The following is a 23,393-nucleotide window of genomic DNA, read 5'->3' on the forward strand; positions in this document are numbered from 1 at the left end:
GCATGGACCGGCCGCCACCCCAAGCACGCAGCGGTCCCGTCGCCGTGGTCGGCATCGGCTGCGCGTTTCCGGGCGCGGTCGGCGCCGGCGCATTCTGGTCGCGGCTGCTGCAGGGTGCCTGCGCGGTGGCACCGGTGCCCAGGGAGCGCTGGGACGCGTCGCTGCTGCCGCCGTCGGCCGCGCGCTTCGCCGGCTTCATCGACGACGCGGACTGCTTCGATGCCGGCTTCTTCGGCATCTCGCCGCGCGAGGCGGCAGCGCTGGACCCGCGCCAGCGGCTGGCGCTGCAGGTGGCCTGGTGGGCGCTGGAAGACGCGGCCATCGCGCCGGACAGCCTGCGCGGCGCGGCGCTGGGCGTGTTCGTCGGCGCCACCAACGGCGAATACGCCGGCGCCTTCGCCGGTCCGGAAACGCTGGAGCCGCACCTGGGCATCGGCCTGTCGAACGCGGTGATCGCCAACCGCATTTCTCACGTGCTGGGCGCGCACGGGCCCAGCATGGCGATCGACACCGCCTGTTCGGCTTCGCTGGTGGCGGTGCACCAGGCCTGCCGCAGCCTGCAGGCCGGCGATTGCACCGTCGCCCTGGCCGGCGGGGTGGGCCTGATGCTCAGCCCGGTCAATGTGGTGGCGCTCGGGCGCGCCGGCATGCTGGCGCCGGACGGCCGCTGCAAGTCCTTCGACGCTGCGGCCGACGGCTACGGCCGCGGCGAAGGCTGCGGCCTGGTGGTGCTCAAGCGGCTGGCCGATGCGCTGGCCGACGGCGACCGCATCCACGCGTTGATCAGGGGCTCGGCCACCAACCACGACGGCCTGTCCAACGGCATCACCGCACCCAACGGCCTGTCGCAGGAAGCCCTGATCCGCGCGGCCCTGGCCGATGCGGACGCGGCGCCGGGCGCGATCGGGTACGTGGAAGCGCACGGCACCGGCACCTTGCTGGGCGACCCGACGGAGGCGCGGGCGCTGGGCCACGCCATCGGCCAGCAGCCTGGCCGCACGGCGCCGCTGCTGATCGGCTCGGTCAAGACCAACATCGGCCACCTGGAAGCGGCCGCCGGCGTCGCCGGGCTGATCAAGCTCGTGCTGTGCGTGCGCCATGGCCGGATCGCGCCCAGCCTGCACTACACGCAAGGCAATCCGCACATCGATTTCGAGGGACTCGGCCTGGCGGTGGCGGCCACCGCGACGGCGTGGCCCGATGGACCGGGCCCGCGGCTCGGCGCCGTGAGCTCGTTCGGCTTCGGCGGCGCCAACGCCCACGTCGTCGTGGAGCAGGCGCCTGCCGCCATCGCGGCAGAGGTGCCGCCAAGCGACAGGCCGGACGTGCTCTTGCTGTCCGCCGCGACCGACAGCGCACTCAGGGAAATGGCTGGCGCGTGTTCCGCCGCATTGCAGGAACCCGGCGCTGCGCGCTGGCATGCGCTCGCAGCACTTTCACAGACCGGCCGTGCGCACCTGCGGCACCGGCTGGCGGTGGTCGCCCGCAGCACGGCCGAGGGCCGCGACAAGCTGGCCGCGTTCGCTGCCGGCGGCAGCCATGCCGACGCCGTGGCGGCCATCGCGGGCCGGCGTGCGCCGAAGATCGCGCTGCTGTGTCCGGGCCAGGGGGCGCAGCGTCCGGGCATGGCGCGCGAGTTGCTGGCGGCGAACGAACCGTTCCGCGCCGCCATCGCCGAAGCCGACGAAGCGCTCGGCTGGTCCCTCGGCGCGATACTGCGCGACAGCTCGGCCGACATTGACCGCACCAGCATCACCCAGCCGGCGCTGCTGGCGACCGGCGTCGGACTGGCGCGGGCGCTGGCGGCTCACGGGGTGCAGCCGGCGGCGCTGGCCGGCCACAGCCTGGGCGAATACACGGCGGCAGTGATCGCGGGCGGCGTGGGCTATGCCGATGCCCTGCGGCTGGTCGCGGCACGGGGACGGCTGATGGAAGGCGTGGGCGGCGACGGCGCGATGGCTGCCGTGCTTGCCGGCGAGCAGGAGGTGCTGCCCTACCTCGGCGAACGGCTGTCGATCGCCGCCGTCAACGGCCCGCAGGCGGTGACGATCTCCGGCGACCGGCAGGCGCTGCAGCAAGCCTGCACTGCCCTGGAAGCGGCGGGCCTGCGCGTGCGCCCGCTGCGGGTGGCGACGGCATTCCATTCGGCCTTGCTCGATCCGATGCTCGAAGAATTCCGCGAACTCGCCGCCCGGGTCCGCTGGCAACCGCTGCGCGTTCCCGTGGTGTCCAACCTGAGCGGCGGGCTGCTGCCGGCCGGCCATGTCTATGACGCGGCGTACTGGGTGCGGCACACGCGCGCGCCGGTGCGCTTCGGCGAGGGCCTGCGTGCGCTGGAAGGGCTGGGCGTCGACACCGCGCTGGAACTGGGCGCGCTGCCGGTGTTGAGCGCCCTCGCGCAGGGCGGCGCTGCAAAGTTCCGGACAGCCACCGCGCTGGAGGCCGGGTCCGGGGACGGCATCGCCCTGCTTCGCACGCTCGGGGGGCTGCACGCCGCCGGCGCCCGCATCGGATGGGGAAGCTCCCGCCTCGCGGCGGCCGCCGGCGACAGCCTGCCGCGTTACCCGTTCGCGAAAGACCGTTATCCGCTGCATGTCGGCGCGCGGGCGTTCGGCGACGGCCAACCGGCGGGCGCGGCGGGCAGCGCAGCTCCCGCGCCGGTGTCCGCACTGGAGCAACCGGCGGCGCCCGATGCGGCATCGGTGCGGCAGCGCGTCGTCGCCATCGTCGCCCGGCTGTTGTCGGTCGCGCCGGAGCGGGTGGACACGGCCGCGCCGTTCCTGGAGCTGGGCGCCGATTCGCTGATCCTGATCCAGGCCGTGGGCCGGATCGAAGCGCAGTTCGGCGTGCGGATCGCGGTGCGCTCGTTCTTCGAGGAGCTGTCGACGATCGATGCGGTGTGCGCGTGGCTGATGCGCGCGCAGGCCGTGCCAGCAGCGCAGGCTGCCACGCCGGCAGCGGCCGCGCCCGCCGTCGCGGTCACGCCACCGCGGCCAGCCGCGCCAGTGCCGGCGCCCGCCGGCCTGAACGACACGCAGCGCGCGCACCTTGCGCAGCTCGCCGCCGACTACACGAAACGCACGACGAGTTCGCGCGCCTATGCCCAGCGTTTCCGCCCGGTCCTGGCCGACAGCCGCGGCTCGGCCGGGTTCCGCTTCTCGATCAAGGAGATGCTCTATCCGATCGTCGGCCAGCGCGGCGCCGGCTCCCGCGTGTGGGACGTCGACGGCAACGAGTACATCGACATCTCCATGGGCTTCGGCGTGCAGCTGTTCGGCCACGAGCCGCCGTTCCTGCGCGAGGCGATGGCGCAAAGCCTGGCGCGCGGCATCCGCATCGGCCCGCAATCCGACGCCGCCGGCGAGGTGGCGGAACTGATCTGCGAACTGACCGGCGTGGAGCGGGTCGCGTTCTGCAACAGCGGCACCGAGGCCGTGATGACGGCGCTGCGGCTGGCGCGCACCGCCACCGGCCGCCATCGCGTCGCCGTGTTCCGCGGCAGCTACCACGGCCACTTCGACGGCGTGCTGGGCGAGACCCAGGGCGATCCGTGGACCGTGTCGCCGCGCGTGGCCGGCATCGCGCCGGGCATGGTGGCCGAGCTGGCGCTGTTCGAGTACGGCAGCGCCGAGTCGCTGGAGCAATTGCGCCCGCGCATGAGTGAATTCGCCGCGGTGCTGGTGGAGCCGGTGCAAAGCCGCAATCCCGCCCTGCAGCCGGCCGCCTTCCTGCATGCCCTGCGCGCGCTGACGCGGGCCGCCGGCACGGTGCTGGTGTTCGACGAGGTACTGACGGGTTTCCGCATCGGGGCCGGCGGCGCCCAGGCGCACTTCGGCGTGCACGCCGATCTGGTCACTTATGGCAAGGTGGTCGGCGGCGGGCTGCCGATCGGCGTGGTGGCCGGCCGGCGCGAGCTGCTGGCCGGCATCGACGGCGGCCTCTGGCAGTACGGCGACGGGTCGTTCCCGGCGGCGCAGACCACCTTCTTCGCCGGCACCTTCAACAAGCATCCGCTGGCGATGGCGTCGGCGCGGGCCGTGCTCCATGAGATCCGCCGCAACGGCGCCCCAGCGTACGACGCGCTCAACGGGCGCACGGCACGGATGGCGCAACGGCTCGATCGCGTGTTCGAGGACGCCGGCGCGCCGATCCGCACCAGCCGCTTCGGCTCGCTGTTCCGCTTCGTCTTCCACGACAACCTCGATCCTTTCTTCTATCACCTGCTGCATCGGGGCCTGTATGTATGGGAGGGGCGCAACCTGTTCCTGTCGACCGCGCACACGGAGGACGACGTGGCCAGGATCGTGGAGCGGGTGGCCGACAGCGTGGCCGCGCTGCGCGCGGGCGGCTTCCTCGCCGCGGCGGCAGCGACCGCGCGCGCCGTGCCCGCGCCGCCGGTCGAGCTGCCGCTGTCGCTGGCGCAACGGCAGCTCGCGACGCTGGCGGCGCTGTCGCGGGAAGGGTCGGCCGCGTACACCATCGCCGTCGCGATCGACCTGGAGGGCGCCGTGGAGCCCGGGCGACTGCAGCGAGCCTTCGAGGCGCTGGTGCAACGCCACGATGCGCTGCGCGCCGCCATCGACCTGGAGGCCGGCGTGCAGCGCATTGCCGCACAGGCGGCGTTCACGCTGCACCGGCAGCGCGCCGGGGATGGGGACACGCCCGACGCATTGCTAGACGCATTGCTGGCGGCGGAGCTGGCGCAGCCGATCGGCCTGGACGCGCCACCGGCACTGCGCGCGACGCTGGTCGAACGCACGCCCGATCGCCATGTGCTGCTGGTGGCAGCGCACCACGCGCTGGTAGACGGCCAGTCGCTGCAGGTGCTGCTGGAGGAACTGGCAGCGCTGTATGGCGGCGAAACGCTGGCCGCCGCGCCGGCCTACCGCGTGCTCGCCGAGCGGATGGCGCGTGCCGGCAGCGCGCCACAGGACGAAGCACACCGTGCCTTCTGGCAGCGCACGCTGGCCGGGGCGCCGGCGGGCATCGAACTGCCCTTCGCGCGGATGCGGCCGCCGCTGCGCCGCTTCGCCGGGGCGCGGGTAGCGGCGGAGCTGCCGCCCGCGCCGCTGCGCCGGCTGGAGCAGGCCGCCGCTGCCCGCGGCCTGTCTTCCAGCATGGCCCTGCTGGCCGCCTTCGCGGCCACGCTGCGCCGTTGCGGCGCGCCGGCCGACATGGTGCTGGGCGTCCCGTTCGCCGGCCGCGATCCGGCATTCGAGCGCGCGGTCGGCTACTGCGCGCACCTGCTGCCGGTGCGCCTGGACCTGCCGGCCCTGGCCAGCACCGGCGAGGTAATGCAGCAGGTGCGGCAGCGTTTCCTCGATGCGATGGAGCACGCCGCCTATCCGATGGCGCGCACCATCGCGGATCTCGGCATCGCGCGCGATCCGGCGCGCCCGCCGCTGGTCAACGTCAGCTTCAACGTGGACCGCGTGCCCGTGCTGCCGCCACTGGCCGGCGTGCGGCTCGCGCCGCGGGCGCTGCCGCTGGTGCACTCCCGCTTCGAGATCGGCTGCAACCTGCTGGACTGGCAGGACGGCGCCCGGATCGAGATCGACTACGACAGCGATTTGTTCGCGCACGCGGACATGGAGGCGCTCGCCGCAGCGCTCGTGGCGATGATCGGGCGGTTCGGCGGCGACCCGCAACAGCCGTTCGACGAGCGCGGCGATGCGCGGCAGCGCTGGCTCCTGCCTGCGGCTGCGAACCAGGGGCCGCACCTGCTGCAACGCTTCACCGAGGCGGCGTGGGAAGCACCGGCCGCCGGCGCGGTGGAAGTCGATGGCCAGCCGGTGCTGGACCGGCAGGCGTTGGACCGGTGGTCGGACCGCGTCGCCGAGGCCGTTACCGCGGCCGCGCGCGGCGCCGGTCCGGTGGCCCTGCTGCTGGGCCGCAATGCAGCAATGCCGGCCGCGATGCTGGGCTGCTGGAAAGCCGGCCGCGCCTATCTTCCGCTCGATCCGCAGTTGCCGCCCGCGCGGCTGGCGCTGCTGCTGGAATTGGCTGCGCCTTGCTGCCTGCTCGCCGGGCAGGCCCCGCCCGAGGCGACGGTGCCGGTGCTGCCGCTTCCCGCGATGCCGGCGCCGGGGCCGTCGGCGCAGCGCTCTTTCCCGGCACCGGACGCTGACGCGACCGCCTACCTGCTGTTCACCTCCGGCTCCACCGGCACGCCCAAGCTGGTGGCGGTGCCGCACCGCGCCGTGCGCCATTACCTGGACGGCATCGTCGCCGGGCTCGGCCTGCAGCGCGGCCTGCGCTACGCCGTGGTCACGACCTTCGCCGCCGACCTCGGCCTGACGGCGGTGCTGCCGGCGCTGTTCCACGGCGGCTGCCTGTGCATTGCCGGTGCCTCGCTGGCCCGGGATGCCGAGGCCTTCGCAGCCACCATGCGCCGGTCGCCCGTGGACCTGCTCAAGATCGTGCCTTCGCACCTGGAGGGATTGCTGGCGGCGGCCGACCCGGCAGCCGTGCTGCCGCGTACGCACCTCGTTCTGGGCGGTGAAGCGGCGCGGCCGGCGCTGCTGGCGGCGCTGGCGCGCACGGCGCACGCATGCCGCGTATTCAACCACTTCGGCCCGACCGAGGCCACCGTCGGCGTGTTGCTGGGGGAATGGGATGGCGGCGCCGGCCCGGTCCGGTTCCAGCAGCCGATCGGCGCGGCACGGATCGCACTGCTCGATGCGCAAGGCCGGCCCTGCGCGATCGGCGAAGCCGGCGAGGTGGCGATCGCCGGGCCGTCCCTGGCCGCGGGCTATGTGGGCACAAATGCGGCAGGTGAAGAAGCCTTCGCCATGCTCGATCTCGGGCAGGGCCCGGAGCGCGCTTACCGCTCGGGCGATCTGGCCGTGCTGCGCGAAGACGGATCGATCGAACTGCTGGGCCGGCGCGACGACCAGATCAAGATCCGCGGCCACCGGATCGAGCCGGCCGAGATCGTGGCGGCGATCACGCGCGAGCCGGCCATCCGCACGGCCGCCGTCGTGCAGCGCCCCACCGGGAACGGCCGGCCAGCGCTGGTGGCTTATGTCGTTCCAGCGGATGGCGCGATCGACACGCAGGGGCTGCTGCGGCGCTTGCGCGACGAACTGCCCGAGCCCATGGTGCCGGCCGCGGTCGTCGTCCTGGCGGCCTTTCCGGTGACGGCCAATGGCAAGCTCGATGTCGCGGCCTTGCCCGCGCCGGCGCAGGAGCCGCCGCCGGGCGCGGCGCCCGATGGCTCGGCGCAGCAGGCGCTGCTGCTGCGGCTCTGGCGCGAGTTGCTCGGGCATGCCGACATCGGAGCCCAAAGCGACTTCTTCCAGCAAGGCGGCGATTCCATCCAGGCGATCCAGCTGATCGCGAAGCTGCACCAGGCCGGCTGGCGCGCGAAAACGTCGGACCTGTACGCCGCGCCGACGCTGCAGGCCTTCGCCGCCCGCATCCGGCCCGCCGGCGGCGGCGAGATCGCGCCGGCGCAAGGCCCCTGCCCGCTCTTGCCCAGCCAGTTGCGGCTGCATGCGCGTCTGGGCGAGTGGCCGGCGCATTTCAATCTGTCGGTCAGTATCGAGCCCGCGCCCTGGGTCACGCCGGAGCTGCTCGCGCAGGCCCTGCTGGCACTGGTGCAGCAACACGACGCCCTGCGCCTGCGCTTCGGCATGCAGGACGGCCAGCCCGCTGCGTGGTTCGGCGCGCCGGTGGCGCCGCGGGTGCTGCCGATCCCGGCCGACGCCGGCCGTGCGGCGGCGTTGTCGCGGATGCAGGCCTCGCTGGCGCCGGCGCAAGGCGCTCTGCTCGCGGCCGGCTGGGCCGCCGCGCAGGGCGGCAAGCCGGCGGCGGTGGTGCTGGCAGTGCACCACCTGGTCTGCGACGGCATCTCGCTGCGCATCCTGCTGGACGATCTGCGCCAGGCCTTGCTGGAACTGCACGAGGGCCGGGCGCCGCGATTGGCGCCGCGCACCGCATCGGTCCAGCAATGGGCGCAGCTGTTGCCGCGGCTGGCCCACCGCGACGGCACGGCAGCTGAATTGCCGTACTGGCAACTGGCCGGCTCGATGCCGCCGCCATCGCTGCCGCAACGCAGCGGCGCCGGCGCGCAAGGCGCTGACCTGGTGGCGCAGGAATGCAGCGAAACCATCTCGCTCGGCGAGGCGCTGACGTCGCGGCTGCTGCAGCCGGCGCCGGGCACGGCGGCGACGGCACAGGACCATGTGATCGCGGCTGTCACCCTGGCCTTGGGCGACTGGACCGGCGAGCGCCTGGCCTGCGTCGAACTCGAAGGCCACGGCCGCGAGACCTCGCTGGCCGGATCGGCCGCTGCGGACGTCGACCTGGGCCGCACCGTCGGCTGGTTCAGCAGCCGCTTCCCCGCCTGGTTCGACCTGGAAGGCGTGCCGCTGGCACACGCCGCGGCCATGGTGGCCGAACAGCGGCGCGCCATTCCCGCCGCCGGCTTCGGCCACGGGCTGCTGCGCCACCTCGGCCCGGACGCGGCGCGCGCGGCGCTGGCGGCGCTGCCACCGCCCGAGATCAGCTTGAACTACCTGGGCCAGGTGCAGCTCCCGCCGGACGACGCCTTCCGCGTGGCGTCCTGGCTTCCGGACGGCGCGGAGCGGGGGGCCGAGCGCGCGGGCGCGCTGCCGCGCCTGCACCGCATCGCGATCGAGGCGGCCGTGGCCGACGGCCGGCTGGTGGCCGTCTGGCAGTTCAATCCCGCCATCCACGCCCGTGCCGACATCGCCGCGCTGGCGCAGTCCTTCGCGCGCCACGCTGCGGCGCTGGCGGGCGCTGTGGAGATCCCCGCCGGCGAGGCGAGCCGGAACGAACCACTGGAGCTCAAGACATGAGCCTCACCACACCTTCCCTCGCCGGCCTGGCCATCCGCCGGCCCGCCCCGCTGCAGGCTGGCAGCGAACTGGTCTCGATCGCGCCCTGGGACAACCCATCGGGCCTGCCGGCGCTGGTCACACCGGTGGCGCGCGGCGTCGATCCCTTCGCCTGGGCCGGCGCCAACCGCGAGCGCATCACCCAGCTGCTGCACCGCCACGGAGGCATCCTGCTGCGCGGCTTCGGCCTGCGCGGGGACCAGGACTTCCAGCGCATGCTGGACGCCGTCGGCGTGGCGCTGATGCATTACATCGAGAAGGCGACGCCGCGCGAACAGGTGAGCAAGCACGTCTACACCTCGACGATCTTTCCGCCCGAGCATCCGATCGCGCCCCACAACGAGCTGTCGTATGTGCGCCAGTGGCCAGGCCGCATCGCGTTCTTCTGCGAGGTCGCGCCGCAGGTGGATGGAGAGACGCCGCTGGTGGACGTGCGGCGCGTGCTGGCGCGCATCGATCCCGAGGTCGCCGGCAAGTTCCGCAGGCTGGGCTGGATGCTGGTGCGCAATTTCGGTTCCGGCATCGGGCCATCGTGGCAGCACTCGCTGGCGGTGAAGACGCGGGAACAGGCCGAAGCCTATCTGCGGCGCTCGGCGACCGAGTGGCGGTGGCTCGAGGGCGGCGCGGCCGGCAACAGCCGCCTGCGCACCTTCCAGCGGCGCGCCGCCGTGCGGCGCCATCCGGTGACGAACGAGGAGCTGTGGTTCAACCACATTGCCTTCTGGCATCCCTCGGGGGTGCCGGACGACGTGCGGCGCTCGCTGGAGGCGGATTTCGGCACCGACAACCTGCCGTACAACACGCTGTACGGCGACGGCAGCGAGATCCCGCTGGAGGTGGCCGCGCACCTGCGCGCCACCTACGACGCCGAGACGGTGAAGTTCCGCTGGCAGGAGGGCGACCTGCTGCTGCTGGACAACATGCTGGTGGCGCACGGCCGCTCCAGCTACAGCGGCCAGCGCCGCGTGCTCACCGCGATGGGCGACGAGGTGCGCCCCGCCAGCGTGCAGCCGGGCGAGGAGGAGATGCAATGAGCGACGTGCTTGCCAGCGGCTTCCCCCTGTCGCCATGGCAGCAGCGCCTGTGGCAGCTCGGCGCGCGCGACGGCCTGAACGCCTACCGCGTGGAGCTGGAATTCGAAGCGGATGCCTCGGTGGACCCAGCGGCCTTGTGCGCGGCGTTGGCGCGCGTGGCCCAGCGCCACGAGATCCTGCGCACGGCTTTCGGCCTGCTGCCGGGCATGCAGCTGCCGGTGCAGTCGCCGCTGCCGTCGGCACCGCCGGTGCTGCTCGATGGCGCGGATGCGCAGGCCGAGCCGGGCCGCATCGTGCTGCGGCAGTTGGGCGCCCATCGCTACCACCTGGTGCTGTCGGCCCTGGCCGCCGATGCGCAAACCGCGCTGCGGGTGCTGCAGCTGGCCGATGAAGACCTGCGCGGAGCCGCAGCCGGCGCGGACGTCCATGAGGCCCTGCCTTTCTCCAGCCTGGCGCAGTGGCAGCAGGACACGCTGGACGAGGCGGCGGGTAGCAAGCCGTCGCCGTGGCCGCAGCACCGGCCCGCCGCCCTGCCGTTCCTGTTGCGGATGCCGGCTGCCGGCACCCGGCCCGCGCGGCACGCGCTGGACCTACCGGCGGCGCTGCAGTCGGCGCTCGCATCGACGGCGGCGGAATTGGGCGCCGACCTCTCGGATCTCCTGCTCGCGGCCTGGAGCGCGCTGTTGCTGCGCCTGGACGGCGAGCCGGTTGCGCTCGCGCTGGTCGCCGACGGCCGCAGCTACGACGAACTGGCGCAATTGCCCGGACCGTTCGCGCGGCTGGCGCCCTTGCCGCTGCACCCGGATGCAGCGCAGCCTTTCGGCGCCCTGGTCGCCGCCGTTGCCAGGGCTGCTGCGGACACGCAGTCGATGCAGGACCAGGTGCCGCCGCTCCCATTGCAGGCTCACGCAGGGCTGGCCTTTGCCTGGGCCGAAGCGCCATCGACGGCCTCGCCGTTGCTGAAGCCGCTTGCGCCGTTCGCCTGGATCGACCGCTGCCTGTTGCAGTTGTCCGCCTTCCGCGACAGCCAGGGCCGCATCGCGCTGCACTTCGACCACGACGCCTGGAGCTGCGACACCAGCGCACTGCACCGGCTGGAAGAGGAATACCTGACGCTGCTGCAGTCGATCGCCGGAGCGCCGCAGCAGCCGCTGTCCTCGCTCGCCATCCTCGGGCCGCAGGAGCGCGCGCTGGTGCTGGAGGGCATGCAAGGCGCGAGCCTGCCTTCTGCGCTTCCATGGCGCGCCGTCAACATGCAGTTGCACGACGCGCTGCTGTCGGCCACGGGCAGGACCGTCATCGACCAGGCGGACATCCGGCTCGACGGCCCGGCGCTGGCCACCCGCATCGACAGCATCGCGGCGCAACTGGTGCACGCCGGCGCCCGGCCAGGCGCAGTCGTTGCCCTGCTGCTGCCGCGCGGGATCGACATGGTCGCCGGCCTGCTGGCGATCCAGCGCGCCGGAGCCGCCTACCTCCCGCTGGACACCAGCTACCCCGACCAGCGCCTGGCCTTCATGGTGCAGGACAGCGGCGCCGGCCTGCTGCTCACCTGCGAACCGCTGGCCGGCGAGCTCGGGGGCAAGCCGGCCTTCGCCGCGCTGCTGGCGCAATTGCAGGTGCTGGCGGTCGACGGCGCTCAAGCGGCCTGCGCAACGCCGCGGCCTGCGTTCCCCGAGCCCGGCCCGACGGACCTCGCCTGCCTGATCTACACCTCCGGCTCCAGCGGGCGGCCCAAGGGCGTGCGCGTACCGCACGGCGCACTGGCCAACCACATGGCCTGGATGCTGCGCGAGCTGCCGCTGCTGCCGGACGACGCGGTGCTGCAGAAGACGGCAGTGAGCTTCGACGCCTCGGTGTGGGAGATCTTCGCCCCGCTGATGGCCGGCGCGCGTCTGGTGCTGGCGCCGCCGGGCGCCGAGCGCGATCCCGATGCGCTGGCCGCGGCCATCCAGCGCCACACGGTCACGGTGCTGCAGGTCGTGCCCAGCCTGCTGCGCCTGCTGGTGGAGAACGCGCGCTTTCGCGCCTGCCGCTCGCTGAGGCGCCTGTGCTGCGGCGGCGAAGCACTGGATGCGGCACTGGCCGGCAGCGCGCTGGCGCTCGGCGTCGAACTGGTGAATCTCTACGGCCCGACCGAGACCACGATCGAGGTGATCGCGGGCCGCGTCGGCGCCGGCGATCCGGTGGTCGCCATCGGCAAGCCGATCGACAACACGCGCATCTACATCCTGGACGGCCAGGGCCGGCCGCAGCCGGTCGGTGTGCGCGGCGAGATCCACATCGCCGGCGCCCCGCTGGCGCAGGGCTACCACGGCCGGCCGGAACTGACGGCGCAGCGCTTTGTCGCCGATCCGTTCGCGGCGGCGCCGGGGCAGCGCATGTACCGCAGCGGCGACGCCGGCGCCTGGCGCGCCGACGGCAGCATCGACTTCTTCGGCCGGGCCGACCGCCAGGTCAAGCTGCGGGGCTACCGGGTGGAGCTGGGCGAGATCGAGGCGGTGGCCGCGGCCTATCCCGGCGTCGCACTGGCGGCAGCCGTGGTGGACCGCGACGCCGCCGGCATCGACCAGCTGCTGTGCTTCTACTCGCTGCATCCCGGCCGCTCGGTGGACGCGGCCCAGTTCAAGCGTGCGCTCGCCGCCGCCCTGCCCGAACCGATGACGCCCAACTGGCTGGTCCAGGTCGAATCCTTCCCCACCACGCCCAGCGGCAAGGTGGACGCGGCGGCGCTGCTGCGGCTGCGGCCGGCGATGGCCCGCGCCACCAAGGGGCCGCGCGACACGCTGGAAATGCGGCTGGAACGGATCTGGGAGAGCGTGCTGGGCATCGGCCACGCCGGCATCGACAGCGGCTTCTTCGACCTCGGCGGCCACTCGCTGCTGGCGGTGCGCCTCATGGCGGAGATCGAGAAGGAATTCGGCCACCGGCTGCCGCTGACCTCGCTGTTCGCCGCCCCAACCATCGCCGCGCAGGCGCAGCTGCTGCGCGGCGAAGCGATCCGGACCGACCCGATCGTGGTCCCGATCCGCACCGGCAAGGCCAGGCGCTCGCCCATCGTGTTCGTCCATCCCACCGGCGGCAGCGTGCTGTGCTACCGCGACATCGCCTCGGCGCTGCGCACCGAGCGGCCGATCGTGGCGCTGCAGGACCCCGGCCTGTCGGGGCCGGCCTGCTACGAGAGCGTGGAGGAGCTGGCGGCAAATTACCTGGACCGGCTCGAGCCGCTGGTGCCGGACCGCCGCTACCTGCTGGCCGGCTGGTCCTCCGGCGGCGTGATCGCATACGAGATCGCGCGCCAGGCGCTGGCGCGCGGCCACGAGGTGGCGCTGCTGTGCCTGATCGACAGCCGAGCCACCGACGGCAGCGCACCGGCGCCGCAGCGCGACAGGCTGCTGCGCTCGATCTCGCGGCTGATCGCCCACAAGGCCGACCTGAGCTGCCCGGACCTGTCCGGCCTGCCCTACGACGACGCGCTGCAGGGCCTGCTGCAGTTGGCGCGCAAGGCCGACTTCGTGCCGGCGGACACCGGCCGCTCCGACATCGAGAAGCTGTACCAGGTGTTCGAGCGCAACGTGACCGTGATCGGCCGCTACCAGGCCGGGCCGCTGCCGCGCCGCACGCTGATCATGAAGGCCACCGAGCTGCTGCCCGAAGGCATCCGCGAAGCCGCCGCGCATCCGCTCGCAGACGGCGCGCCGCTGGGATGGGAGCGGCTGTGCTTTGCCAATGTGCACCACGTCGCGGCCGACCACATGTCGATCATGGAGCCGCCGCGGCTGGCCGGCGTGCTGGCCGCGCTGGACAGCGAGCTGGAAGAAATCGAGCGGCTGGACGGCCTGCCGCGCCACAACCTGCTGCCGATGCTGGGGATGTGATGACCGCCAAGCCTTCCTCTTCCCCCGTCGCCTGGCCGCTGACGCCGCTGCAGCAGGGCATGCTGGTCCACAGCCTGCGCGAGCCGCGCGGCGGCGCCTACATCCAGCAGCTCGCCGTGCGGCTGGCCGGCCCGCTGGATGCCGAGGCCCTGCGCAGCGCCTGGACGGCCGTGCTGCAGCGGCACGACGCCCTGCGCACGGGCGTCCAATGGCAGGCCGGCCCTCAACTTCAGGGCTGCTGCGCGCAGGAGGCGGCATTGCCGTTCGCGGTGCTCGATCGCAGCGGCAGCGGTCCGGCCGAGCGCGAGGCGGTCCGCGCGCAATTCCTGCAGGAGGACCGCGCCGCCGGCTTCGCGCTGGACCAGCCGCCGCTGATGCGCATCACCCTGCTGCGCTGGTCGGCGCAGGAGTGGGAGATGGTCTGGAGCCACCACCATGCACTAGTCGACGGCTGGTCGACCGCGCTGGTGCTGGCCGACGTCAGCGCGCTCTACGAAGCAGCGGCACGTGGCCAGCAGGCTGCGCTGCCGCCGGCGCCCAGCTTCCGCGCCTTCCTCGACTGGCTGGCCGAGCGCGACCAGCTGGCGGCGCAAGCCTGCTGGCAGCAGGCGCTGGCGGGCTTCGAGCAACCGGCGCGCTTGCCGGCGCTCAAGCGCCGCCGCGATGCGCAGGACGCGTCGCCAGTGCTCTGCTTCGATGCCGGCCTGGACGCGGCGCAGTTTGCCGGGCTGGCCGGGCTGGCGCGCCAAGCCGGCGTATCGCCGGCCATCGCAGTCACGGCCTGCTGGGGGCTGCTGCTCGGGCGCCATGCGGACAGCGAGGACGTGGTGGTCGGCGTCACGGTCGCCGGCCGCCCCGCGCAACTCGCCGGCGCGGAGCGCACCGTCGGCCCGTTCATGAACACCATCCCGCTGCGATTGCAGGCGCCGCGCGCAGGCAGCATCGCAGCCTGGCTGCAGGAGGCGCAGCAGCGGCTGGCCGCGGTGCGCGAACACGAGCACGCCGCGCTGACCCGGATCGCGCAGTGGAGCGGCCTGGCGCAGCCGCTGTTCGACACCGTGCTTGCCTACGAGAACTATCCGCTAACGGTGTCCGGCAAGCGCTTGGGCGAGGCCAGGATCGAGAGCTTTGCGCTGCACGAGCGGCCCAGCGTGCCGCTGGCGCTGATCGCCGAGCCGCAGGTGGATGGACTGTCGCTGCGCCTGCTGGCCGATCCGGCGCGGGTCGAGGCCGATGCGGCGCGCCGGATGCTGGACCAGCTGCAGCACCTGCTGGAGCAGCTGGCGACCTGCGACATCGAGGCGCCGCCCGGGGGCTTGCAGCTGCTGCGGCCGCGCGAGCGCGAGACCATCCTCCATGAGTGGAACGCCACCGCGCGGCCTTACGACCGCGAGGCCACGCTGCCAGGCATGTTCGCGGCGCAGGCGGCGCGCACGCCGGACGCGATCGCGTTGATCGACGCAGCCGGGTCCATGACCTATGGGGACCTGGTGCAGCGGGTTGCCGGCGTCGCGGCCCGCCTGCGCGAGCTCGCCCTGCCGCCGTGCAGCCCGGTGGGCGTGCGCATGGCCCGCAACCGCGAGCTGGTGGTCGCGCTGCTGGCGGTCACCAGCGCCGGCCACCATTACGTGCCGATCGAGCCGCAGCAGCCGCCGGCGCGGGTGGACGCCATCCTCGATGCGCTGCCGATCCGCTGCATCCTGAGCCAGGCCGCGCTGGCCGGCGCTACGCGGGAACTGGCCGGGGGGCGGACCATCACTGTGCTCGAGACGGATCGCATCGCCCCGTCCGATGGCGCCTTGCGCGTCGACGCGCGCCCCGGGGATCTCGCCTACGTGATCTTCACGTCCGGCTCCACCGGCCGGCCCAAAGGTGTGCTGGTGAAGCACACGCGTGCGGTCAACCTGGTCGACTGGGTCAACCGCAGCTTCGCCGTCGGGCCGCGCGACCGCATGCTGTTCGTCACCTCGCCGGCCTTCGACCTGTCGGTGTATGACGTGTTCGGCATGCTCGCGGCCGGCGGCTCGGTCCGCATCGCCAGCGAAGGTGAGATCGCCGATCCGCAGCGGCTGGTGGACCTGCTCACCGGCGGCGACATCACCTTCTGGGATTCTGCGCCGGCGGCGCTGTGGCAGCTGGCGCCGTTGCTGCCGGAGCGCGCCACCCGGTCCGCGCTGCGCCTGGTGTTCCTCAGCGGCGACTGGATTCCGCTGCCGCTGCCCGAGCGTATCCGGGCGGTGTTCCCGGGCGCCTGCGTGGTGGCGCTGGGCGGCGCGACCGAGGCCACGGTCTGGTCGAACTTCCACGTGGTCGGCGCCGTCGATCCGGCATGGACCAGTGTGCCCTACGGCCGCCCGATCCAGAACGCGCGCTATTACGTGCTTGACAGTGGCCTGCAGCCCTGCCCCGTGGGCGTGCCGGGCGACCTGTTCATCGGCGGCGAGTGCCTCGCCGAAGGCTATGCCGGCCAGCCGGAGCTGACGGCGGAGCGCTTCATCCCCGATGCGTTCGTACCCTCGCCGCAGGCCCGCATGTACCGCACCGGCGACCGCGCGCGCTTTGGCGCCGACGGCACCATGGAGTTCCTCGGGCGGGTGGACACGCAGGTGAAGCTGCGCGGCTTCCGGATCGAGCTGGGCGAGATCGAGTCGGCGCTGGCCCGCCACCCGGCGGTGCGCTCCGCCGTCTGCGTGCTGCACGACAGCGGCGAGGGCGGCCCGGCCAGCGGCAAGTCGCAGCTGCAGATCGTCGGCTACTACGTGCCGCGGCCGGGGCAGCACGTCGACGCCGAACAGCTGCGCGCGCATCTCGGCTCGTTGCTGCCGGCCCAGATGGTTCCGGCCTTCCTGCTGGCGCTCGATGCGATCCCGCTGTCGGCCAACGGCAAGGTCGACCGCAAGAACCTGCCCGCGCCGGCCTCGCAGGCGCAAGATCAACGCGTTCCGGCTTCCGGCGACGCGGTCCGCGACACCGTGGCGTCGGTGTGGTGCGACGTGCTGGGGCTGGGGGCCGTGCCGCAGGACGGCGACTTCTTCGCGCTCGGCGGCCATTCGCTGCGCGCCACGTCGGCGGTCGCCCGCCTGCGTGCCGCGTTCGGCATCGACATCCCGCTGCGGCTGATCTTCGAGCAGCCCAGCGTGCGCGGCATGGCTGGCGCCATCCGCCGGCTGGCGCCGGGCGCGGCGCCGCTCGACACCGACCGCGCGGCCGCAATTCCCCTGCTCGATCCCGCGGCCGGCCTGCCCTTGTCGCGGGCGCAGTTGCGCCTGTGGTTCATGCGCCAGCTCGAACCCGCCAGCGCCAGCTACAACGTGGCGCTGGCGGCGCGCATCGACGGCGGCTTCGATCTGCAATCGTTCTGCCGCGCCGCTGCCGCGGTGATCGGCCGCCACGCGGTGCTGAACACCATCATCGGCCTGCGCAACGGCCAGCCGGTGATGCTGCCAGCGGATCCGTCGCTGCCGGCGCCACTCACGAGCGTCGACCTGCGGGACCTGCCCACCGGCCAGCGCGAGGAGGAAGCGCTGCGCCGGCTGACCCTGGCCGCGCGCACCCCGTTTGCGCTGGACCGCGAGCGGCCGGTGCGCATCACGCTGATGGTCACGGGCGCGGGGCAGGCCCAGGTGCTGATCTTGATGGACCACATCGCCACCGACGGCTGGTCGATCGGCCTGTTCGCCGCCGAACTGCTGGCGGCCTATCGGGGTGCGGCAGCGCCGCCCGAAGCCGGTCCGCAATACGCAGACTTCAGCGCGTGGCATGACCGGCTGGTCGGCGAGAGCCTGCTGGCCGGCGAACTCGCCTACTGGAAGCAGGCCCTGTCCGGCCTGCAGCGGCTGGCGCTGAAGACCGACCATGCACGGCCCGCCGCCCCCACCGGAAGCGGTGGCCGCCTGCATTTCGCGCTGGGGGCGGCGCTGTCGGACAAGCTGCGCCGAACTGCCCACGGGCATTCGGCCACCCTGTTCATGCTGCTGCTCACCGCCTTCGAGGTGGTGTTGCGCCGGCGCTCGGGCCAGGAGGAGATCGTGGTGGGCACCGACATCGCCGGCCGCGACCATCCACTGGCGGAGCGGCTGCAGGGCTTCTTCGTCAACCAGCTGGTGCTGCGCACGCACTTCGGCGCCTGCCGCAGTTTTTCCGACATGCTGGCGCAGGTGCGTGGCCGCACGCTGGAGGCTTTCTTTCACCAACATGTGCCATTCGACACGCTGGTGCAGGAGATCAACCCGATGCGCGAGCGCGCAGTGATGCCGCTGTTCCAGCACAAGTTCGTGCTGCAGAACGCGCCTTTCGGCGGGCTGGACGGCGGCCCGCTGCGCATCGAGCCACTGGAGCTCGAGACCGGCACCGCCAAGTACGACCTGCTGCTGACGGTGATCGACGAGCCGGCGCTGCGTGGCACGCTGGAATACAGCAGCGAGCTGTTCGCCGCCTCCACGGCGCAGGAGATGGTGCGCGAATTCCAGGCGGTGCTCGAGCAGGTGGCGCTGGACGCCCATGTCAGCTGGGAAAGCCTGCGCGCCATGCTGGACCAGGAAGGCGAGGCGCGGGCCGACCTCGCGCGACGCGAACTGCGGCGCAGCGGCCTGCAGCGCCTGCGCGAGCTGGCGCGCCCGGGAGCACAGGCATGAATGCGCCTCAATTCACGCAACAACGGCCGCAGGCGATCGCGTGGGACATCGCACGCGATGCGCCACAGCTGCACGCGGCGCTGGCGGCCGGCGTGCCGGCACTGGACCGGCGGCTGGCGCAACTGCGCGCCGCCCTGCCCTGCGCCGCCAGCGTCGCACCCTTCAGCGGCGCCGCGCCCGATGGCGACTACGTGCGGCCGTATCGGCACCTGCGCGCGTTCTACCAGCAGCTGCCGGGCGGCGTGTTCGCCTTCAAGGGCACCGAGCCCTACGCCGCCGATCGAGATGCCCACCTGCGCACGCTGGCGGAGTTCCGCGTCGACTACCCGGCGCGCGGCAGGTCGCTGTTCTCGGCGGCCGAGCACTTCGCGCTGGTGGAGCAGAAGACGCCGCTGGCCCTGGGCCTGGACGAAGCGCTGGACGATGCGCGCATCGCGAGCGCGCTGCAGGCCGCGCACCTGGCCCGCTTCGGCGAACTGGCGCGGCTGCCGACGCCCCTGCTGGCCATCGCCTGGCCGCGGTCCACGCGCGACGAGCATCTCGCCGCCCTGCGCCCTCTGCTGTCGCAGCGCGCCCTTCGGATCGTCGAGACCTGCACGCAAAGCGGCCTAGGCGCGCTGGTCTATCACTATCCCTCGGTGCCGATCCGGGTCGCGCACCTGCCGGTGGAACTGGCGACGAGAGGCGACGAACCCTGGCTGCAGAGGTTGGCCAAGCGGACCGATCCTGCGCTGGCCGTGGAGCGCTGGATCGACCTGGTGGCGCGCCTGCTGGCGCTGGGCTGGCTGCCGGGCCGCACGGACCACATCGGCATCGGCCATTGCGTGGAGATGCAGAACGCGGTGATCGACGGCGGCTTCGTCGATGTCGGTTCCGTCATCGCGATGGGTCAGGTGGCGGGCGAACGGGCCTTCCAGGAGATGCTGCTGGCAGCGATGGCGGACCTGTCCAAGACCATCCGGCATTTCATCCTCGGCCCGGCGCCGGACGCGGAGGCGGAATACCGCAATCCCTCGCTGGCGATGCTGCAGACCCTGCACCGCGTGCTGCCTGCACTGGCCGAGCGCGTCGCGCTGCACCAGCCGGCCGATCCGCGCTTGCTGCGCGCGCTGGCGCGGCGCGCGCCCTTCGATGCGCTGGCAGAAGAACTGACGCTGCTCACGCCCGGCGCGCCGTCCATGAGGCAGCACACATGAGCCGCCCGCTTGCTCCGAAGGCGCTGCTCGCGCCACGCCTGCTGCCGCAGCACGTGCCCGGGCTGGACGCGCTGGTGCGGCCGCTGGAGCTGGTGGAGAGGCCCACGCCCGTCACCGAGGCCGGCGCCCTGGGCGATCGCTGGAAGCTGGGACGGCTGTGGATCAAGCGCGACGACCTGAGCGCACCGCTGTACGGCGGCAGCAAGGTGCGCAACCTCGAGTTCTTCCTGGGCCACGCGCTGGCGCGGGGCGCCACCGGCGTCGTCACCATGGGCCCGCTGGGCAGCCACCAGGTGCTGGCCACCGCCGTCTACGGTCGGCGCGCCGGCCTGGCCACCCGCGCGCTGCTCACCCCGCAGCCGGACGTGCGCGAGAGCGGACTGAACCGCAAGCTGCTGCCGGCCCTGGGCATGGAGGTGATCCGCTGCGAGCGCTTCATCGACGTGCCGCTGGGCCTGCTGCGCGCGCGCTTCGGCCAGCTGGAAGGGCGCGCGCCGTACTGGATTCCGCCGGGCTCGCACCACCCGATCGGCGTGCTGGGCGTGATCGAGGGCGCGCTGGAGATCGCACGCGCGATCGAGGCCGGCGAGCTGCCGCCGATCGACGATGTGGTGGTGCCCACCGGCACCTGCGCCACCGCGGCCGGCCTGGCCCTGGGCTTCGCGATGGCGGGCCTGCCGGTTCGGGTGGTGGCGGTGCGCATGGTGCCGATGCTGATCACCGGCCCCGGCAAGATGCGCAAGCTGGCCCGTCGCACGCTGGCCCTGCTGCGCCAGGCCGGCTATGCCAGGCCGGTCACGCTGGGTGAGATCCTGTGGCTGGACCAGTTCGCCGGGCCAGGCTACGGCCTGCCGAACGCGCTGTCGGACCGGGCCGCGCTGGACGTCGCCGAACTGGCCGATTTCCGCACCGAGACCACCTATGTCGCCAAGACGCTGGCCCTGTTCCAGCAGCGCGATCTGCAGGGCCGGCGCGTGCTGTTCTGGAACACGTACAGCGCCGTCGACCCGGACCCGGCCGCGGTGCAGCCGGAACACGGCCCGCACTGGGCAGGAGCGCCAGCATGAGAGCGTCCAGCCATCGTCTTTCCATTTCGCTGCTGGACCTGGGCATCGTCGCGCCCGGCCAGGATGGCGCGCAGGTGCTGCAGCAGACCTTGCGGCTGGCGCAACTGGCCGACCGCCTGGGCTACGACCGGCTGTGGCTGTCCGAGCACCATGAAGCGCACTTCTGCTGGACCGGGCCGGAGGTGGTGCTGGCCACGCTGGCGCGCACCACCAGCCGCATCGGCCTGGGCTCCGCCGCCGTGCTGTTGCCGCTGTACAGCCCGCTGGCCGTGGCGGAAACGTACCGCACGCTGGCAGCGCTGTCGGACGGCCGCGTGGCGCTCGGCGTCTGCGCCGGCGTGCCGGCCGACCCGGTGGCGCTGGCCGCGCTGATGGAAAGCGGCATCGATGCCGGCAGCGCCAGCCGCCTGTTCGCCGACAAGCTCGCGGAGCTGGTGCGCTACCTCGATGGCGATTTCGCGCCGGGCCATCGCTTCGCCAGGGGCGCCACACCGTGCTTCGCCGAAGCGCCGCCGCTGTGGCTGATGGGCTCCGGCGCGCGCAGCGCGGAGATGGCAGCCGCCGCCGGCGCGGGCTACGCCTTCTCGCTGTTCCACCGCGCCAGCACGCAGGATGCGGCGATCCCGCGCGCCTACCGCGACCGGGCCCAGGGCCGCGACGGCGCGCAGCTGGCCGTGGCGCTGAGCTGCGTCTGCGCGGACACGGACGCCGCGGCGCAAGCCCAGCGCGCGCAGGTGGAAAGCTGGATCGGCGGCACCATGCGCGTCAACATCGCCGGCACGCCGCAGGCCTGCCACCAGCAGATCCTCGCGGCCTGCGAAAAGCACGGCGCGCAGGCCGCGATCGTCTACCAGATGTGGCATCTGGAGGAGCGCCGCCGTGACGCGCTGGTGGCGCTGGCGGAATTGTTCGCGCTGCCGGCGGCGGGAGCGGACCATGGCTGACCCGCGCACGCTGATCGACAGCCTGCGCGCCAACGCGGAGCGCGCGCCGGAGGCGCTCGCCATGTCCTGGCAGCCCGAGCTGGCGCGCGAGGCGACGCAGCAGCTGTCGCAGGCGCAGCTCTGGCGCACGGCGCAACAGATCGCCGGCGGCCTGGCCCGTCTGCCGTGGCCGGTGGACCAGCCGCGGATGGCGTTGCTCGCCTTTCCGCCCGGACTGGACTTCATCCGCGCCTTCCTCGGCTGCCTGCGGGCCGGCGTGGTCGCGGTGCCGGTGACGGTGCCGCGCCGGGGCCGCGCGGCGCAGGTGCTGGAAGCGATCGCCGCCAACTGCGCCGCGCCGCTGGCGCTGACCTCGGCCTGCGAGCTGCCGCGGCTGCGGGAGCTGTTCGCCCAAAGCCCGGCTCTCGCGGCGATGCAACTGCTGGCGCTGGATGTCGTGGAGGGCCTGGGCGATGGCGAGCAGGCGACGGCGGCACCCGGCGCCCAGGACCTGGCCTTCGTGCAATACACCTCGGGCTCCAGCAGCCGGCCCAAGGGCGTCTGCGTGAGCCACGCCAACCTGGCGGCCAACCTGGCGCTGATCGAGCGCGAGTTCGGCATCACGGCGCGGCACCTGTTCGTCAACTGGCTGCCGCACTATCACGACATGGGCCTGATCGGCAACCTGCTGGTGCCGATCCACTGCGGGATCCCGTCGGTCAGCATGGCGCCGGCGGCCTTCATCAAGCGGCCGGTGCGCTGGCTGCAGGCGATCTCGGCCCAGCCGCCGGGGCGCTGGGTGCTTTCGGGCGGCCCCAACTTCGCCTATCAGCTGTGCGTGGACCGCATCGCCGACCAGGACTGCGAGGGCTTGTCGCTGGCGCGCTGGTCGCCGGCGTACAACGGCGCCGAGCCGGTGCGCGTGTCCACCATGCGTTCCTTCGTGCAGCGCTTCGGCCGGCTCGGCTTCGGCAAGCGGCAGTTCCTCACCTGCTACGGGCTGGCGGAAGCGACGCTGTTCGTCACCGGCGCCCATGATCCGGAATTCATGAGCGTCTCCGGCGCCGGCCTGGAAGCGGGACGCATCGAAGCCAGCGCGACAGAGGACGCCAGGCCCCTGGCGTCCAGCGGCCTGGCAGACCCGCAGCGCATCGCGATCGTCGACCCCGCGACGCAGCGCCGCGTGCCGGACGGCCAGGTGGGCGAGATCTGGGTCACCGGCCCCAGCGTGCCGCAGCGCTACCTCAACGATCCGCAGCAGAGCCGCAGGACCTTCGAGGCCCGGCTGTCGGACGATGCGGGCGCAACGCGCTACCTGGCCACCGGCGACGTCGGCGCGGTGGTGGACGGGCGCCTGTACGTCACCGGCCGCAGCAAGGAGCTGCTGATCGTCAACGGACGCAACCTCTATCCGCACGACATCGAGGCACTGCTGCAGACCTGCGACGAGCGGGTCGAGTCCGCCGCCGTGTTCGCCTGGAACGACCCGGCGGCGCAGGCCGAGACGGTGGTGGCCGTCTGCGAACTGGCGCGCGCCAGCCGCCACCTGCTGCCAGCCGGGCCGCACGAGGAACCGGCGCGCGAGCTGTTGCGGATCGCAGAAGCGCTGCGCAGCGCGGCGGCCGCAGCGGAGCTGGCAATCGCCCACCTGCGCTTCGTCGGCCCGATGGGCATCGCCCGCACCAGCAGCGGCAAGACAGCCTATGGCCAGCTGCGCCACGAATTCGGCACGCTGCCAGGCGGCGTGCGCAGCCATCCGCTGTCGGCGCAGCCAAGGGGCGCCGACCAGCCTTCATGAGG

General features: G+C 73.1%; 8 protein-coding genes. All 8 read left to right on the forward strand.

Annotation, left to right across the window (positions count from 1 at the left end; all coding sequences use genetic code 11):
* Positions 1–2: 2 nt before the first annotated feature.
* Genes ACFPOE_RS11110 through ACFPOE_RS11145 form a run of 8 tightly spaced genes read left to right on the forward strand, consistent with a single transcriptional unit; the run spans position 3 to position 23,391 of the window.
* On the forward strand, positions 3–8,822 hold the full coding sequence (locus tag ACFPOE_RS11110; protein WP_376850147.1) for a type I polyketide synthase: 8,820 nt from the start codon (positions 3–5) through the stop codon (positions 8,820–8,822).
* Entirely contained in the window at positions 8,819–9,895 is a 1,077-nt protein-coding gene (locus tag ACFPOE_RS11115; RefSeq protein ID WP_376850148.1) for a TauD/TfdA family dioxygenase, read from the forward strand. Before ACFPOE_RS11110 ends, ACFPOE_RS11115 begins: the two co-directional genes overlap by 4 nt.
* The gene (locus tag ACFPOE_RS11120; protein ID WP_376850149.1) at positions 9,892–13,773 is read left to right on the forward strand and encodes a non-ribosomal peptide synthetase; all 3,882 of its coding nucleotides are present in this window, start codon (positions 9,892–9,894) and stop codon (positions 13,771–13,773) included. The genes ACFPOE_RS11115 and ACFPOE_RS11120 overlap by 4 nt, the downstream gene beginning before the upstream one ends.
* Complete coding sequence (locus ACFPOE_RS11125; protein ID WP_376850150.1) at positions 13,773–18,407, forward strand: amino acid adenylation domain-containing protein; 4,635 nt, start codon at positions 13,773–13,775, stop codon at positions 18,405–18,407. The genes ACFPOE_RS11120 and ACFPOE_RS11125 overlap by 1 nt, the downstream gene beginning before the upstream one ends.
* Complete coding sequence (locus ACFPOE_RS11130) at positions 18,404–19,603, forward strand: hypothetical protein (protein ID WP_376850151.1); 1,200 nt, start codon at positions 18,404–18,406, stop codon at positions 19,601–19,603. The genes ACFPOE_RS11125 and ACFPOE_RS11130 overlap by 4 nt, the downstream gene beginning before the upstream one ends.
* Positions 19,600–20,670: a 1-aminocyclopropane-1-carboxylate deaminase/D-cysteine desulfhydrase gene (locus ACFPOE_RS11135; protein WP_376850152.1), complete on the forward strand. Its 1,071-nt coding sequence runs from the start codon at positions 19,600–19,602 to the stop codon at positions 20,668–20,670. Before ACFPOE_RS11130 ends, ACFPOE_RS11135 begins: the two co-directional genes overlap by 4 nt.
* Positions 20,667–21,614 carry an MsnO8 family LLM class oxidoreductase gene (locus ACFPOE_RS11140; RefSeq protein WP_376850153.1) on the forward strand — a complete coding sequence of 316 codons (948 nt, stop codon included), beginning with the start codon at positions 20,667–20,669 and terminating at the stop codon, positions 21,612–21,614. The genes ACFPOE_RS11135 and ACFPOE_RS11140 overlap by 4 nt, the downstream gene beginning before the upstream one ends.
* Positions 21,607–23,391 (forward strand): fatty acyl-AMP ligase, encoded by a 1,785-nt coding sequence (locus tag ACFPOE_RS11145; RefSeq protein WP_376850154.1) that lies wholly within the window; start codon positions 21,607–21,609, stop codon positions 23,389–23,391. Before ACFPOE_RS11140 ends, ACFPOE_RS11145 begins: the two co-directional genes overlap by 8 nt.
* Positions 23,392–23,393 lie beyond the last annotated feature (2 nt).

This window comes from Caenimonas terrae (assembly GCF_042655405.1).
GTDB classification, from domain to species: Bacteria; Pseudomonadota; Gammaproteobacteria; order Burkholderiales; family Burkholderiaceae_C; genus Ramlibacter; species Ramlibacter terrae_A.